The 14,489-nt window shown below is 67.0% G+C and carries 13 protein-coding genes; 8 read left to right on the plus strand and 5 right to left on the minus strand.

The features are described 5' to 3' along the window. The first annotated feature begins 104 nt into the window (after positions 1 to 104). Complete coding sequence (locus tag BJP62_RS12485; protein ID WP_145927199.1) at positions 105 to 1,394, plus strand: erythromycin esterase family protein; 1,290 nt, start codon at positions 105 to 107, stop codon at positions 1,392 to 1,394. A gap of 58 nt (positions 1,395 to 1,452) precedes the next feature. Here BJP62_RS12485 and BJP62_RS12490 read toward each other — a convergent pair whose 3' ends face one another. Then, positions 1,453 to 2,730: a hypothetical protein gene (locus BJP62_RS12490; RefSeq protein ID WP_070530042.1), complete on the minus strand. Its 1,278-nt coding sequence runs from the start codon at positions 2,728 to 2,730 to the stop codon at positions 1,453 to 1,455. A gap of 171 nt (positions 2,731 to 2,901) precedes the next feature. Here BJP62_RS12490 and BJP62_RS12495 point away from each other — a divergent pair, with 171 nt between their 5' ends. Beyond that, on the plus strand, positions 2,902 to 3,783 hold the full coding sequence (locus BJP62_RS12495; protein ID WP_070530044.1) for an EamA family transporter: 882 nt from the start codon (positions 2,902 to 2,904) through the stop codon (positions 3,781 to 3,783). A gap of 12 nt (positions 3,784 to 3,795) precedes the next feature. Here BJP62_RS12495 and BJP62_RS12500 read toward each other — a convergent pair whose 3' ends face one another. Together BJP62_RS12500 and BJP62_RS12505 are read right to left on the minus strand one after the other, a co-directional pair. Next, positions 3,796 to 4,098 (minus strand): stress response translation initiation inhibitor YciH, encoded by a 303-nt coding sequence (locus tag BJP62_RS12500; protein ID WP_205701027.1) that lies wholly within the window; start codon positions 4,096 to 4,098, stop codon positions 3,796 to 3,798. 92 nt (positions 4,099 to 4,190) lie between these two features. Further along, a complete protein-coding gene (locus BJP62_RS12505; protein ID WP_070532706.1) occupies positions 4,191 to 6,407 on the minus strand; it encodes a YgiQ family radical SAM protein in 2,217 nt (738 codons plus the stop codon). 132 nt (positions 6,408 to 6,539) lie between these two features. Between BJP62_RS12505 and BJP62_RS12510 the strand changes: the two genes are divergently transcribed. The 3 genes from BJP62_RS12510 (at position 6,540) to BJP62_RS12520 (ending at position 8,725) form a co-directional block, all read left to right on the plus strand. Then, the gene (locus BJP62_RS12510) at positions 6,540 to 7,001 is read left to right on the plus strand and encodes a YaiI/YqxD family protein (RefSeq protein ID WP_070530047.1); all 462 of its coding nucleotides are present in this window, start codon (positions 6,540 to 6,542) and stop codon (positions 6,999 to 7,001) included. 17 nt (positions 7,002 to 7,018) lie between these two features. Further along, positions 7,019 to 7,360: a cupin domain-containing protein gene (locus BJP62_RS12515; RefSeq protein ID WP_070530049.1), complete on the plus strand. Its 342-nt coding sequence runs from the start codon at positions 7,019 to 7,021 to the stop codon at positions 7,358 to 7,360. Positions 7,361 to 7,453: 93 nt separating this feature from the next. Further along, positions 7,454 to 8,725 (plus strand): nitrate/nitrite transporter, encoded by a 1,272-nt coding sequence (locus tag BJP62_RS12520; RefSeq protein ID WP_070530051.1) that lies wholly within the window; start codon positions 7,454 to 7,456, stop codon positions 8,723 to 8,725. Here BJP62_RS12520 and BJP62_RS12525 read toward each other — a convergent pair. Continuing rightward, positions 8,718 to 9,257 carry a YaeQ family protein gene (locus tag BJP62_RS12525; protein ID WP_070530052.1) on the minus strand — a complete coding sequence of 180 codons (540 nt, stop codon included), beginning with the start codon at positions 9,255 to 9,257 and terminating at the stop codon, positions 8,718 to 8,720. The genes BJP62_RS12520 and BJP62_RS12525 overlap by 8 nt on opposite strands. Before the next feature lie 179 nt (positions 9,258 to 9,436). Here BJP62_RS12525 and BJP62_RS12530 point away from each other — a divergent pair, with 179 nt between their 5' ends. Together BJP62_RS12530 and BJP62_RS12535 are read left to right on the plus strand one after the other, a co-directional pair. Further along, positions 9,437 to 10,645, plus strand: coding sequence for an aminotransferase class I/II-fold pyridoxal phosphate-dependent enzyme (locus BJP62_RS12530; protein WP_070530054.1), 1,209 nt, complete (start codon positions 9,437 to 9,439; stop codon positions 10,643 to 10,645). 487 nt (positions 10,646 to 11,132) lie between these two features. Then, complete coding sequence (locus BJP62_RS12535; RefSeq protein WP_070530056.1) at positions 11,133 to 12,032, plus strand: helix-turn-helix domain-containing protein; 900 nt, start codon at positions 11,133 to 11,135, stop codon at positions 12,030 to 12,032. A gap of 139 nt (positions 12,033 to 12,171) precedes the next feature. On the opposite strand, the gene BJP62_RS12540 is transcribed toward BJP62_RS12535, so the two are convergent. Then, positions 12,172 to 12,783: a tetratricopeptide repeat protein gene (locus BJP62_RS12540; RefSeq protein WP_070530058.1), complete on the minus strand. Its 612-nt coding sequence runs from the start codon at positions 12,781 to 12,783 to the stop codon at positions 12,172 to 12,174. A 406-nt stretch (positions 12,784 to 13,189) separates the two neighbouring features. Here BJP62_RS12540 and BJP62_RS12545 point away from each other — a divergent pair, with 406 nt between their 5' ends. Then, positions 13,190 to 14,488, plus strand: coding sequence for a DUF3422 family protein (locus BJP62_RS12545; RefSeq protein WP_070530059.1), 1,299 nt, complete (start codon positions 13,190 to 13,192; stop codon positions 14,486 to 14,488). Position 14,489: the final 1 nt, after the last annotated feature.

Here is a 14,489-nt window from a genome sequence, read left to right on the forward strand (position 1 = left end):
CGTATGGGCTTGGTGTGGAAAGAGACAGTGCTGTAGCCATTTGCAGCTTTCTTTATTGTTTCAATTAAATTTCGCTCTCGACAAAAATAAAATCGGGAGTTGATATGAAACTGCGTTTTTTACTTCCTGTTGTTGCAAGCATTGCTTTGGCTGGCTGCGGTGGTGGCGGTGAGGACGGTTCGACTGGCGGCGGCGAACAGGGCGAGGCGATCAAGGCCATGCTGCCCGCCAACGGCAACGCCCTAGCGACGATCGAACCCGGTAGTGCCGAATCGGCCGATCTGGAGGCCTTCGGCAAGGCGGTGGGCGACGCGCGCATCGTCTTCGTCACCGAGCCCGCGCATGGTGAAGCCAGCACGCTGACGCTGGCGACGCGGCTGATCAAGTATCTGCATCAGCACAAGAACTTCGACGTGCTGCTGCTGGAAAGCGGCATGTTCGATATCGCCCGGATGAAGGAAATGTACGAGCAGCGCGGTATGTCGTACACGCAGTCGTCGGCGGGCCGGATTTTCTACATGGATTCGCGCACGCCCGAGGGGCGCCAGATCACCACTTACGTCGACCAGACGCAGGCAACGGCACGGCCGCTGCGGTTTGCCGGGCTGGAGATGATGATGGGCGGGCTCGCATCGACCAGTGAAGGCGTCGCGCGGCTGGAGGCGTACCTGACCGGCAAAAAATCGCCAACGCTGCAGTCCGTCGATTGGCCACAGTTCAAGGTGCTGGCACAACGAGTCGCCGAGCTGCCCGAGCGGACGCCGGCGCCGAAGGATCTCGGTCCGTTCAACCGCGTCAGTGCGGTGCTCGATCAGGAGTTGTGCACTGGCGCCGATAACGTCCGCTACGCGATTGATTCGGATGGATTCTGGTGCCGTACGGTACGCAACTGGGTGGCCGCCAGCGGCTATCTGTGGAACAAGCCGGGCGACGTCGATTACGTGCCGCGTGATGTTGCGGCAGCGGCCAACATTGCCTGGTTCCTGGAGGGGCCATTCAAGGACAAGAAGGCGGTGATCTTTACCGCTGCATTCCACGGTGTTGACGCTACACCGGCGCTGGTTGCCCGCAATACCGCCAGCGAGCTCAAGCAGCGCTACCCGGGGCAGATCCATACCGCGTACATCACCGTCGGGGGCCTGAACAATGACACCAGCGACAAAAACACCGGCGCGCTGGAGTACTATTTGCGCGCCGTTGGCAATCAGCCGCGCTACCTTGCCTACCCGAGCGACAGTGCGGCCCGGGCACTGCTGTCGGGGTTGAGCGTGCGGGAATGGGGTTTCACCGTAACCAAACCCAGCAACTTCGGTAACGGTTACCAGAGCCTGTTCTACGTGCCCAGCGGGCGGATGCTGTTACCCGACTGGGCGGCTTACCCTCCGGTGTACTGAGCGCATGAGCCCGCTGGCCAGACGCATGCCCGGTTGACTGGCCGGTGCTGCCTGGCAGTCAGCGTGGCTCGTCGCTGCCTGCCTGCCGGGCTTCGTGCGCCACGGCCGTGCTGGCCGCCCTGGCAGTAAAAGCTGCGGTGTCGAGCACGATGCCGTGGGCGATGTACAGCTCGACGTCGGTGCGCGGCTGGCCGGCACGCTGTTCGGTGCCGACGATGACGACGCCGGTCTTGCGGTCCGAGTAGATCCGGTATTCGGTGCGCGGGCCGACCAGGTTGACCCGCAGCTCGCTGTGCAGATTGCTCTGCATCAGCCCGAAGTAGGCGCGCAGCCGCCGTGGCCCCGGGCCGTCGTTGCGCTGGCAGCCGGCGTCGCAGCGGTAGGCGTGGACGAGCTTGTAGCCGTTGCGCTTCAGGATGTCGCCGTAATAGTCGTTGGCCCACTGGGCAGTGTCGTCGAGCGTGTAGCCGTAGAACCACGTGTTGCCGGCCACCGGCACCCGGTGGTCGACGCGCAGCCCGCCGCCGGGCTTGAAGTACGGTGTCGAGACCGGCACGTCGACGCGGACGTGCTCGAGGTACTTGCCCTGCTCGAACGGCGGGTTGCCGGGCAGGATGTCGAGGTCGAACGGCGCGCGGTTCAGCGGCACCGGCGTTTCGCGCACCGGCCATACGGTTTCCGGTCCGGCCCTGTCGCCGGCCGGGCAGTCGGCGTGACCCAGCCCCGGCGCGGTCGGGCTGGCCTTGAGCTTGCGTGCGATCGGCTTCACGTCGCGGATCGCCCCCTGGGCGATCGCCAGTGTCACGTCGACGAGCGACGGGTCGGTGTCCGAACGGCCGGTGCCGAGCAGCACGACGCCCTTGCGCGGGCTGGTGTAGACGGTGTAATCGACCGTATAGCCCGGTTCGGGGCGCGGCCGGACATTGCGCATCGCGTTGCCGGCGATGCGGCGCAGCTCGACGCCGTCGGTGTCGCGCAGGCAGCGCTCGTCGCACTGCTGCACCTCGACCCGGGTAAAGCCGCGGCCGGCCAGCGCGCACTCGTAATGCTTGCGGACCGCGGCGGCGGTGACGCTGCCGTCGCGATAGCGGTATTCGGCGTACCAGCCGTCGCCCACCACCGGCACCGTGTATTCGTCCCAGCGCTCGGGTACGCCGCGCTTGTCGCGGATCCAGCCCGATACCGGTACGTCGAGCTCGACGCCGGCGCGCACGAAGGGTGGAAAGGTCGACGCGTAGCCAGGCAGGGGCGCGAGTCCGAACGGCATGGTCGCCGCGCCGAGGGTGGAGTCGGCGTTGGCCAGCGGTAGCGCGAGCAGCAGGATCCACGGCTTCATCGGCTTGCTCCAGCGGAGGTGCTGCTTTCAAGATACAAGCAGCATCACCGCGGTGCCGTGCCGGCGGTCGGCCGTCATCAGGGCGCTGTTACGGGCGCCGGCCGTGGCCACTGTGCCTTTGCCGGGATCGCGGACGGCGCATACTGGATGCTCCTTTTCCGGAGCGTCGCCATGGCGTTGAAAGACTGGCTGGCCGCACTGCTGGTGATCGTGGCCTGGGGTGTCAATTTCGTCGTCATCAAGGTCAGCCTGCACGGCGTGCCGCCGATGCTGCTCGGCGCCTTGCGTTTCATGCTGGTCGCGTTTCCCGCGGTGCTGTTCGTGCCCCGCCCGCAAGTGCCGTGGACGCGGCTGCTGGCCTATGGCGCGACGATCAGCCTTGGCCAGTTCGTCTTCCTGTTTTCCGCCATCGATGCCGGCATGCCGGCCGGTCTGGCTTCGCTGGTGCTGCAGGCCCAGGCCTTCTTCACCGTGCTGCTGGCCGCAGCGCTGTTCGGCGAGCGCATGCACTGGTACAGCCTGGCCGGGCTGGCCGTGGCGGCGGCCGGGCTGGCGATGATCGGGCTGAGCGGCGGTGCCGGACGCGTCTCCGCGCTCGGCTTCGGGCTGACGCTGTGCGCCGCGCTGTGCTGGGCGGGCGGCAATCTGGTGATCAAGGGCATCGGCAAGGTCGACCCGCTGGGCCTGGTGGTCTGGGGGGCGCTGGTGCCGCCCTTGCCGTTTCTGGCGCTGTCGTTCTGGCTGGAAGGCACGCCGCGCATCACGGCCAGCCTCGCCAGCCCCGGCGTCGACAGCGTACTGGCGGTGCTCTATCTGGCCTACGTCGCCACCTGCCTGGGCTACGGGCTGTGGGGCCGTCTGCTGGCCCACCATCCGGTGCGGCAGATTGCGCCGCTGACCTTGCTGGTGCCGGTGGTCGGACTGGTTTCGGCGCGGCTGTTGCTGGGCGAACAGCTGACACCGGTCCAGTGGGCGGGCGGGCTGGTGGTGATGCTCGGGCTGCTGGTCAACGTGTTCGGCCCGCGCTGGCGGGCTGCGCCGCAGACCGCCTGATCCGCCGGCACCTCAGCCGCCGGCGCGCTTCACCGTGTGGCCCAGCTGCCTGAGCAGGTCCATCACCGGCTCGCAGTGATCGCCCTGGATTTCGATCACGCCGTCCTTGACCGTGCCGCCCGATCCGCACCGGGTCCGCAACTGTTTGGCCAGCAGTGCGAGCGCGGCCGCATCCAGCGTCAGGCCCTTGACCAGCGTGACGCCTTTGCCTTTGCGCGTTTCCCGCGATACCCGCAATGCGCCGTCGGCAAAGCCCGTCGGCACGGCGGCCTTGCAGCTGCAGGCCGCCAGTGGCTGGCGGCAGGCCGGGCACATGCTGCCGTGTTCGGTCGAGTAGACCAGACCGCCTGACGATGGCGCTTTCAATGGGTGGGTTCGCGTTCGTGTTGGAGGATCAGCGCGCCACGTCAGCGCCCGCTGCGCGCCTTGCCGTGGGTCTTCTTGCCCTTGCCCTGACCCGGCAGCACGACCTTGCGTGAGCCGGCCGGAACGCGCGGCTTGACGGCCTGCGAGGCCGGCTGCGCACCGTGCGGTGCTTGCGCCCTTGGTGCTGCGTGGCTGCGTTTTTCCCCGGCGGCCTCGCGCGGGATCAGGTGGTGCGGTGCATTGCCGATCAGGTCGGCGCGGCCCATATTGATCAGCGCTTCGCGCAGCAACGGCCAGTTGTCCGGATCGTGGAAACGCAGGAAGGCCTTGTGCAGCTTGCGGCGATAGCCGTCGCGGATCACGTCGACCTTTTCCGAGCTGCGGCCGAGCTTCTTCAGCGGATTGCGGCGGGTGTGCCACATCGTCGTCGCCAGTGCCATCGGTGTCGGCGTGAACGCTTGCACCTGGTCGGGCTTGAAGTTGTTCTTCTTCAGCCACAGCGCCAGATTCAGCATGTCCTCGTCGGCGGTGCCCGGGTGGGCGGCGATGAAGTAGGGGATCAGGTACTGCTGCTTGCCGGCTTCCTTGCTGTACTTCTCGAACAGGCGCTTGAAGTTCTCGAACGCGCCGATGCCCGGCTTCATCATCTTGGACAGCGGCGCGTCCTCGGTGTGCTCGGGGGCGATCTTCAGGTAGCCGCTGACGTGGTGGGTGACCAGCTCCTTGATGTACTCGGGCGACTCGACCGCGATGTCGTAGCGCAGGCCCGAGCCGATGGTGATCTTCTTCACCCCCGGAATCGCCCGTGCCTTGCGGTACAGCTGGATCAGGTGCGAGTGGTCGGTGTTGAGGTTCTCGCAGATGCCCGGGTAGACGCAGCTCAAACGGCGGCAGCTGTGCTCGATCTTTTCGTCCTTGCACGCCAGCCGGTACATGTTCGCGGTCGGGCCGCCGAGGTCGCTGATGTGGCCCTTGAAGCCGTCGGTCTTGTCGCGGATTTCCTCGATCTCGCTCAGGATCGACTGCTCCGAGCGGCTCTGGATGATGCGGCCCTCGTGCTCGGTGATCGAGCAGAAGGTACAGCCGCCGAAACAGCCGCGCATGATGTTGATCGAGAAGCGGATCATCTCCCACGCCGGAATGTGCGCCTTGCCGTAGCTCGGGTGCGGATTGCGTGCGTACGGCAGGCCGTAGACGTAGTCCATCTCCGGCGTGGTCAGCGGCACCGGCGGCGGGTTGAGCCAGACGTCGCGCTCGCCGTGCGCCTGCACCAGCGCGCGGGCGTTGCCGGGGTTGGATTCCAGATGCAGCGTGCGGCTGGCGTGCGCGTACAGCACCGGGTCGTGCGCGACGGCTTCGTACGCCGGAATCCGCACCACGGTTTTCTGCCGCTCTGCCTGCCTGGCGGCGATGCGTTCGGCCTTGCTGACGAGGCGGATCGGTTTCGGCGCGTCGGCGGCGCCGCCGGTTTCACAGGCCGCGCCCTGTTTGTCTTCCTCCATCGCGTACGGGTCCGGGTGCGGATCGACGCGACCCGGGGTGTCGACGGTGGACGAGTCGAGTACCAGCCAGTCGCGCGCCGGCATCCAGCCGTGGCTGGTCATGAAGGCCGTGCCGCGCACGTCGCGGATGTCCCTGAGCTTTTCGCCGGCCGCGGCGCGGTGGGTCACCTCGACCAGCGCGCGCTCGGCGTTGCCGAACAGCAGGATGTCGGCCTTGGCGTAGACGATCGCCGACTGGCGCACCTTGTCGCTCCAGTAGTCGTACTGGGCGATCCGCCGCAGGCTGGCCTCGATGCTGCCGACCATGATCTGCACGCCCGGAAACGCCTCGCGGCAGCGCTGCGAATACACCGTCACCGCGCGGTCGGGCCGGCGGCCGGCGGCCGCGTCGGGCGTGTACGCGTCGTCCGAGCGCGGGCGCTTGTCGGCGGTGTAGCGGTTGATCATCGAATCCATATTGCCGGCGGTGATGCCGAAGAACAGCTTCGGCTTGCCCAATGCCTTGTACGGTTCGGCACTGTCCCACTCGGGCTGGCTGATGATGCCGACCCTGTAGCCCTGCGATTCGAGCAGCCGGCCGACCAGCGCCATGCCGAAGCTCGGGTGGTCGATGTAGCAGTCGCCGGTCACCAGGATCACGTCGCACTCGTCCCAGCCGAGCGCGTCCATCTCGGACCGGCTCATCGGCAGGAACGGCGCCGGCTTGGCGCGGCGTTGCGGGGCGTAATCGAAAATCGGCGTTGGAACGGAATTCATGATGACCGGCAATCTGGCTAATCGGCCATTTTCGCAGATTTCACGGCGGTGAATCCGGAATTTTTCTTGTTTTTCATCGGGATAGCGACGGTCGGCGGGGTAAAATGACCGACCCGAACCAAGGAAGTCCACATGCAAATCTGGGTCGACGCCGATGCCTGCCCCAAGGTGATCCGCGAAATCCTCTGCCGCGCCGCCGAGCGTGCGCAGATCCGTACCGTCTTCGTCGCCAACCAGCTCTTGAGCGTGCCGCCGTCGAAATGGATCGCCGCGCTGCAGGTGCCCAAGGGCTTTGACGTCGCCGACAACGAGATCGTCGCGCGCGTCGTCGCCGGCGATCTCGTCATCACCGCCGACATTCCGCTGGCCGCCGACGTGATCGCCCGCGGCGCGCAGGTGCTCGATCCGCGCGGCGAGAGGATGACGGCGGAGAACATCCGCGAGCGGCTGTCGATGCGCGATTTCATGCAGGGGCTGCGCGACTCGGGCGTCGAGACCGGCGGGCACTCGGCGCTGAACCAGGGCGACCGGCAGGCCTTTGGCCGTGCGCTCGACACTTGGCTGGCTCGTCTGCCGAAACAGTTTCCGGAATGACAAGGGAAGGAAAGCGCATGGCCAACCTGTTTGAAAACCTGCCCGTCGGGCTGCCCGGCGAGCTGTTCGAGACGCTGGCGCGCGGCAAGCATGTGCGGATCGAACGCATCGTCTCGCACGGCCAGGTGTCGCCGGACGGCTTCTGGTACGACCAGAGCGAATCCGAATGGGTGATCGTGCTGCAGGGCAGCGCGCGGCTGCGCTTCGAGGACGAAGCGGCCGACACCGAACTCGGCGTCGGCGACCACGTGCTGATCGCGCCGCACCGCCGCCACCGGGTGACGCATACCGGGACGCCGACGGTGTGGCTGGCGGTGTTCTTTCAGGACGGTTCCGCAGGCCACTGCCGGAAGGACTAGTCCGTTCGCCACCCATCGTCTAGCTCCGACGGTGAATGGCCGCGGCCATCGCGGCTGCATAGGCTGGTGTCATCGCCCGTCGGAGCTACGGTCATGGCAACAACATCTGGCAAGGCCATCCCGGTACTGGTGTCCAGTACCTTCGCGTTCACCATCAGTTTTGCGGTCTGGATGATGTTTGCCGTCATCGGCATCCCGATCAAGGCGCAGCTCGGCCTCAGCGAAACCCAGTTCGGCCTGCTCGCGGCCATGCCGGTGCTGACCGGCTCGCTGGTGCGCGTGCCGCTGGGGATCTGGACCGACCGTTTCGGCGGCCGCATCGTCATGTTCGTACTGCTGCTGAGCACGGTGATCCCGATCTGGCTGATGAGCTACGCGACCGAGTACTGGCAGTTCCTGGTGCTGGCGCTCTTTGTCGGCATTGCCGGCGGCTCGTTCTCGGTCGGCACGCCGTACGTGGCGCGCTGGTTTCCGCCGCACCGCAAGGGGCTGGCGATGGGGGTGTTCGGGGCCGGCAATTCGGGCTCGGCGCTGACCAAGTTCGTCGCGCCGGCGCTGATCGTGGCTGCGGGCGGTGCGTGGATGATCGTGCCGCAGGTCTACGCGGTGGCGATGCTCGTCACCGCCGTGCTGTTCTGGTTCGGCTCGGCGTCCGATCCGGCGCACCGGGTCGCGTCGGCGACCAGCGTCCGCGCCCAGTTCGCGCTGCTGAAAGACCCGCGGGTCTGGCGCTACTGCCAGTACTACTCGGTGGTGTTCGGCGGCTACGTGGCGCTGGCGCTGTGGATGACCAAGTACTACATCGGCGAATACGGTTTCGACATCCGCCTTGCCGCGCTGCTGGCGGCGTGCTTCTCGCTGCCCGGCGGCGTGCTGCGTGCGCTCGGCGGCTGGATTTCGGACCGCCACGGTGCCTACAGGACGACCTGGCTGGTGATGTGGGTGTGCTGGGTGGCGTTCTTCATCCTCAGCTACCCGCAGACCGACTTCACCATCCAGACCGTCAACGGCCCGCGCACCTTCCATGTCGGCCTCGACCCGTGGCTGTTCACGGTGCTGCTGTTCGTCGTCGGCATCGCCACGGCGATCGGCAAGGCGTCGGTGTTCAAGTTCATTTCGGACGACTTCGGCGACAACATCGGCGCGGTATCGGGCATCGTCGGTCTGGCCGGCGGTCTGGGCGGCTTCCTGCTGCCCATCCTCTTCGGCGCCGCGCTCGACCTGACCGGCGTGCGTTCGAGCTGCTTCATGCTGCTCTACGGCACCGTCTGCGTCAGCCTCGTCTGGATGCACTTCAGCTTCCGGCGTGAAGAAGTCGCCGCCGGGCAGAAGGCGCTTGCGCGCAGCGGCCGTCGGGCTACTTGAGCGTGTCGAACTCGACGAGCAGCGTGGTCTTCTCGTCGTTGAGCCAGAGCTGGCCGTCCTGGATCGTCACCTGCAGCCGCATCGAGCGCTCGAGCATGGCGCCGAGCGCGCCCAGCGTGTCGTTGTCGATCGCCAGCACGTGCAGATTGTCGAAGCGCGCAAAGCCGCCGGCCATCGGCGCCCACCAGGTGTCGGCAAAGCGCGGGCCGCCGTAGGCGTAGATCCACGCCTCACCGGCGCGCTGTGCGGCGCGGCGGATGCGTTTTTCGTCGGGCTGGCCCAGCTCGATCATCACCTCGATCTCGTCGACGAGGTTCTTCTGCCACAGCGCCGGCTCTTCGTCGTCGCTGATGCCCTTGCCGAAGGCCAGCGTCTCGCTGGCGTGGCGGGCAAAGGCAACCAGACGCAGCATCAGCCGCTCCGGCGTTTCCGACGGGTGCTGGGCGACGGTGAGCGCATGGGTTTCGTAATAACCGCGATCCATGTCGGCGATATTGAGTTCGGCTTTGTAGATCGTGGCCTTGAGCGCCATGGCGGTTCCGTGTGGGGGAAAAGGGAAAAAGGCGCAACAGTTTAGTGCAGCGCAAACGAATCGGCGAGAAAAGGGCGCTCGGGGAGCCGGGCGGCGGGTGCGGTTCCCCGGAAATGGGCATAAAATCGTGTTTTTTCACGGACGACGGTTGTCCGGTATCTCAACCCGTGGGGCAAGCAATGAATCTGGCGGATGTGCAGGCGAAGTATCAGGCGTTCAAGGAACTCGGTCTCAAACTCGACATGTCGCGCGGCAAGCCGGCGCCGGAGCAGCTCGATCTGTCGCTGCCGCTGCTCGACGCGCTCGACGGCTTCAAGACCGCCGACGGCACCGACACCCGCAACTACGGCGGCACCGTCGCCGAAGCGCGCACGCTGTTCGCCAGCCTGCTCGAGGTGCCGGCCGGCCAGATCGTCGTCGACGGCAGTGCCAGCCTGTCGCTGATGCACGATGTGCTGATCTACAGCGTGGTCTACGGCCAGCCCGGCCATGCGCCGTGGGCGGGCCAGAACCCGGCCTTCATCTGCCCGGTGCCGGGGTACGACCGTCACTTCGCGATCTGCGAAGCGCTCGGCATCCGCATGATCAATGTGCCGATGACGGAAAATGGCCCGGACATGGACGAAGTCGAGCGCCTTGTCGCGTCGGACGCCAGCATCAAGGGCATGTGGAACGTGCCGAAGTACAGCAACCCGGGGGGCGTGGTGTATTCGGACGAAACCGTCCGCCGCCTGGCCGCGATGAAGACCGCTGCGCCGGACTTCATCCTGATGTGGGACGACGCGTACCGCTTCCACCACCTCACCGAAGAGAACATCGTCAACGCCAACGTGATCGATGCCTGCGCCGCTGCCGGCAACGCCAACCGCGCCTGGGTGTTCGCGTCGACGTCGAAGGTCACCTTCGCCGGTGCCGGCCTGGCCGCCGTGGCCAGCTCGCCTGAGAACATCGCCTGGTGGACCAAGAAGTCGGGCATCCGCAGCATCGGTCCGGACAAGGTCAACCAGCTGCGCCACGTGCGTTTCCTCAAGGACCGTGCCGGTCTGGAAGCGCTGATGGTCAAGCACCGCGAAATCCTCGCGCCGAAGTTCGACGCCGCGCTGGCGCAGTTCGAAGCCGTGCTCGGCGGCATCGAAGGCGTGAGCTGGACCTACCCGAAGGGCGGTTACTTCATCGATCTGGTGACGCCGAACGGCTTCGCCAGGCAGACCGTTGAACTCGCCAAGGCCGCCGGCATCACGCTGACCCCGGCCGGTGCCGCGTTCCCGTACGGCAAGGACCCGAAGGACGCACATATCCGCATCGCGCCGAGCTTCCCGTCGCTGAAGGAAATCACCCAGGCGGCCGAAGGCATTGCGCTGGCCTTGCGCCTCGCAATCGGCCGCTAAAAAATCCACGCAATTCGGCGGCTGCGCCTGCGCATCTCACGCCCGTCCGATGCTCGAAATCCTCATGGACACGACGTCCATTCCGGTTTCTGTGCTTCGGGCGAACGTGACCTGCTTGGGCTCGCTCGCCGACCTGCGCGGATTTGGTACTGAATCTGCGGCTGCGCCTGCGCATCTCACGCCCATCCGATGCTCGAAATCCTCATGGACACGACGTCCATTCCGGTTTCTGTGCTTCGGGCGAACGTGACCTGCTTGGGCTCGCTCGCCGCCTTGCGCGGATTTTGCGTTGAATACAAAACCGCTGCCCGGCTTGCCCGGCGGCGGTTTTTCTTTGCTCAAGTGGTCGCGGTGACGGGTGCACGCTTGGGTCGGGAGATGAGTCGGTGTTGTCCGGCATCCAGTGCGGCTTTGCCCGTGTTGCGCTGCAGGTAAAGCGCCGACGGATGCGGTCGTCGTGGGGTGGCCGGCGGCTTATGCTGTCGGCATGAATGATTCCCCGCTCTGGACTGCCGGCTTCCGGCACTTTGTCGGTCTGCGCTTCATGCCGCTGGCCATGCACGACGGCCCGCCGCCGCCACCCGGCGATGTCGACCGCTTCGCCTTCTGCTTCGTCGCGGCAGGCTCGGCGGCGGTGAGCATCGGCGGAGCCAGCCAGCTTGTCGCCGCGCCGGCGGTGTTGCTGCTCGACGAGACGCTGCGGCCGGCGTTCGACGCTGCGCGCGGCCTGCGCTGCGACAGCGTCGTGTTCCACCCGGGCATCGTCAACGACGCGCTCGAACCGGCCGCCTTGCGCGCCGGCAGCTATGTCGGCACGGCGATGCAGGATGCCGACGTGCTCGATCCCTTCATCAGCGCGTCGCCGCTGCGCCGCTGCCTTGCGCTGTCGCCGGCACTCGCAGCGCAGACGGCGGCGACGCTGGCGCAGATGCGCACACTGCTTTCGAACCAGGACGACCCGCGCTGGCCGTGCCGGACCCGGGCGGCGTGGATTGCCCTGCTGTTCGGCCTGCGTGCCGCGTGGGAGGCGAGCGACCCGGCGCTGCCGATGCCTGGCGATGCACGCATCGCCACGGCGCTGCAGTGGGTGCACGACCACTATGCCGAATCGTTCACCGTCGACGCACTGGCGCGCCTTGCCGGCTGCAACCGCACGACGCTGAACGACGGTTTCCGCGCGCACACCGGTCACAGCGTGCGGGCCTACGTCGTCACGCTGCGCATGCGCGCGGCGTCGCAACTGCTGCGCGACACGCTGATCCCGGTCGGCGACGTGATGGCCAGGGTCGGTTACGACAACCCCAGCCATTTCAGCCGGACCTTCCGGACGATCACCGGCCTGACGCCCGGCGCCTACCGGCAGCGCGAGTGCTGGATGAACGGCTAAGTGCGGCCAATGCCCGGCATTTCCTGGGCGCAGTGCAACGGTGCCGGCAAGGCATACGAAACGCCCCACGGGGACGCCTTGTGGTCGCAACCAAGGAGTACGGCAAGCGGGCACAACAACGCCGGTTTGGCGAGCCGCTCTAATGCTGCGCCCGGTTGACGATGCGCTGGCCGACGTCGCGGGCGCGGATGGCCGCGGCCGGGTCGCCCTGCAGCGCCGCGGCCCGGTACCAGTGCCAGGCTTGCGCCAGATCGCGCGGGACGCCGTCGCCGCGTTCGTACAGCGTCGCGACGATGTACTGCGCGCCGATGTCGCCGCCTTCGGCCGCCCGTTCGTACCAGCGCGCGGCGCGGCGCATGTCCTGCGGCGCACCGCGGCCGAGGAAATACTGGGTTGCCAGATCGACCTGCGCACCGGTGTGGCCCTGGCGTGCGGCGAGTTCGAACCAGCGTGTCGCCTCGGTCTGCGAGCGCGGCACGCCATGCCCCTGCTCGTACAGCCGGCCGAGCATGCACTGCGCCGGCGGCGAGCCGGATTCGGCGGCAAAGCGCAGCCAGTGCAGTACGGCCGTGTCGTCGCCGGCCAGCCCTTCGCCGTTGAGCTGCAGCATCGCCTGCGCTGCAACATCGCCGGTTCCGGCGCCGGCCTGGTACTGGCGTGCGGCGTCGCGACCGTCGCCGCGATGGTGGGCCGTCCAGGCCGGATCGGCCGCGCCCGCAAGCGCCAGGCACAGCATCAGCAGTAAATGCATCTCGACCCCCAGTGCGGCTGTGCCGCGGCTGCGACCCTGTTGCAAGGCGACAGACGGTCAGGCAGCGATATTGACTTGGCGGTGCCGGCCTTGCATTGCACCGGGGCACGTGTGGGCCTGCTGATGGGGGAGGGAGCGCGTGCCTGGTCTCAGTCTAAGCAGCGAAACCGGCCGGCGGTGCCGCCGCTGCGGCCTGTGCAGCGCCGGTTGACCGGCGGTTGCCAAAGCCATGGCGGCGCTTGAGTCAGGCTGTCGACCGGTTTGCCAGAGCTGACTTCGGGCTGGCATTGCGGCGGCGGAATGCCGCCGCGCCGCGAGCGCAATAGGGGAATCTCTGTTTGCTGCAATGCACCAGGCGACCGCAGCCGGCGCTATGATCGTCGCGTAGACCGAACGGAGACGGACGATGACCACGGCGACCGAGATCAAGCTCAACGAATATCCGCAACGCCGGCTGCTGAATGACGAGGCCCATGCCCGGCCGTTCGAACCGGCGACGACGCCGGGGCAGGTCAGCTACATCGCCTACCTGAACCGGAACGTGAGCGCCGAGCAGGAGCGCTGGCTGGTCGGCGAGCTGTGCGCCTGGTTCAGGGCGGCCCCGCCCGAGCCCGGGCAGGTGCATTTTTCGGTCAACCTCGGGCCGCTGCGCTTCAAGTGGGCACGGCACAGCGAATTCTCGTCGTTCACCTTCTCGCGTCATGGTGAAAGCATGGTGCCGTTCGCCGGCAACGTGCTCGAACGATTGCCGCCGGACTGGCTGGCGCAATTGCCGGGCAATGTGCTGCTGGCGACGCACGCGGTACTGCTCGCCGAGGCCGAACTGCCGGTGCCGCTCGAGGAGATCGGTGCGCGTTACTTCGACGGCAACGACCTGATCGGCGCGCGGATCGGCGAAGGCAGCGGCACCGCGTGCACCGATTTCCGCATCCACGCCGACGGCTTTTCGCGCTACCTCGTCATCGACCACAGCATGGGCCGGCGTCAGGCCGGGCGGATGCTGCAGCGGCTGCTCGAGATCGACACCTACCGGATGCTCGCCTTCCTGGCGCTGCCGGTGGCCAAGAGCATTTCGCCCGAACTGACCGACGCCGACCGCGAACTCGCCGAGCTGACCACGGCGATGTCGAGCGCGCGGCAGGACGACGAGCCGGCGCTGCTCGACCGGCTGACCAAGCTCGCCGCACGGATCGAAAGCGCGCTGTCGCTGACCGACTACCGCTTCTCGGCCGCGCATGCCTACCACGAGCTGGTGCGCCGCCGCGTCGGCGAACTGCGCGAGCTGCGCATCCAGGGCGTCCAGCCCTTCCACGAATTCGTCGAGCGCCGGCTCGGCCCGGCGATGGAAACGTGCGAATCGGTCGCCCGGCGCCAGCGCGTACTGGCGGCGCGGGTCGCGCGGGCGTCGTCGTTGCTGCGTACCCGCGTCGACATCACCCACGAAAAGCAGAACCAGGCGCTGCTCGAGTCGATGGACAAGCGTGCCCATCTGCAACTGCGGCTGCAGGAAACCGTCGAGGGGCTGTCGGTTGCGGCGATCACCTATTACACGGTCGGCCTGGTCGGCTACGCGGCCAAGGGGCTCAAGTCCGCCGGCGTCTACGTCAACCCGGAGCTGGCGACCGGGATCGCGATTCCGGTCGTCGCGCTGCTGGTTGCACTTGGCCTGCGGCGGATGCGCAAGGCGCTGATGCACGAGGCCTGAG

Origin of the sequence: Jeongeupia sp. USM3, from assembly GCF_001808185.1 — a bacterium.
In the GTDB taxonomy this organism is placed as follows: domain Bacteria; phylum Pseudomonadota; class Gammaproteobacteria; order Burkholderiales; family Chitinibacteraceae; genus Jeongeupia.

Coding starts and splice junctions, on each gene's coding strand:
- BJP62_RS12485 (WP_145927199.1), top strand. CDS start 105: ATGAAACTGCGTTTTTTACTTCCTGTTGTTGCAAGCATTGCTTTGGCT.
- BJP62_RS12490 (WP_070530042.1), bottom strand. CDS start 2,730: ATGAAGCCGTGGATCCTGCTGCTCGCGCTACCGCTGGCCAACGCCGAC.
- BJP62_RS12495 (WP_070530044.1), top strand. CDS start 2,902: ATGGCGTTGAAAGACTGGCTGGCCGCACTGCTGGTGATCGTGGCCTGG.
- BJP62_RS12500 (WP_205701027.1), bottom strand. CDS start 4,098: ATGTGCCCGGCCTGCCGCCAGCCACTGGCGGCCTGCAGCTGCAAGGCC.
- BJP62_RS12505 (WP_070532706.1), bottom strand. CDS start 6,407: ATGAATTCCGTTCCAACGCCGATTTTCGATTACGCCCCGCAACGCCGC.
- BJP62_RS12510 (WP_070530047.1), top strand. CDS start 6,540: ATGCAAATCTGGGTCGACGCCGATGCCTGCCCCAAGGTGATCCGCGAA.
- BJP62_RS12515 (WP_070530049.1), top strand. CDS start 7,019: ATGGCCAACCTGTTTGAAAACCTGCCCGTCGGGCTGCCCGGCGAGCTG.
- BJP62_RS12520 (WP_070530051.1), top strand. CDS start 7,454: ATGGCAACAACATCTGGCAAGGCCATCCCGGTACTGGTGTCCAGTACC.
- BJP62_RS12525 (WP_070530052.1), bottom strand. CDS start 9,257: ATGGCGCTCAAGGCCACGATCTACAAAGCCGAACTCAATATCGCCGAC.
- BJP62_RS12530 (WP_070530054.1), top strand. CDS start 9,437: ATGAATCTGGCGGATGTGCAGGCGAAGTATCAGGCGTTCAAGGAACTC.
- BJP62_RS12535 (WP_070530056.1), top strand. CDS start 11,133: ATGAATGATTCCCCGCTCTGGACTGCCGGCTTCCGGCACTTTGTCGGT.
- BJP62_RS12540 (WP_070530058.1), bottom strand. CDS start 12,783: ATGCATTTACTGCTGATGCTGTGCCTGGCGCTTGCGGGCGCGGCCGAT.
- BJP62_RS12545 (WP_070530059.1), top strand. CDS start 13,190: ATGACCACGGCGACCGAGATCAAGCTCAACGAATATCCGCAACGCCGG.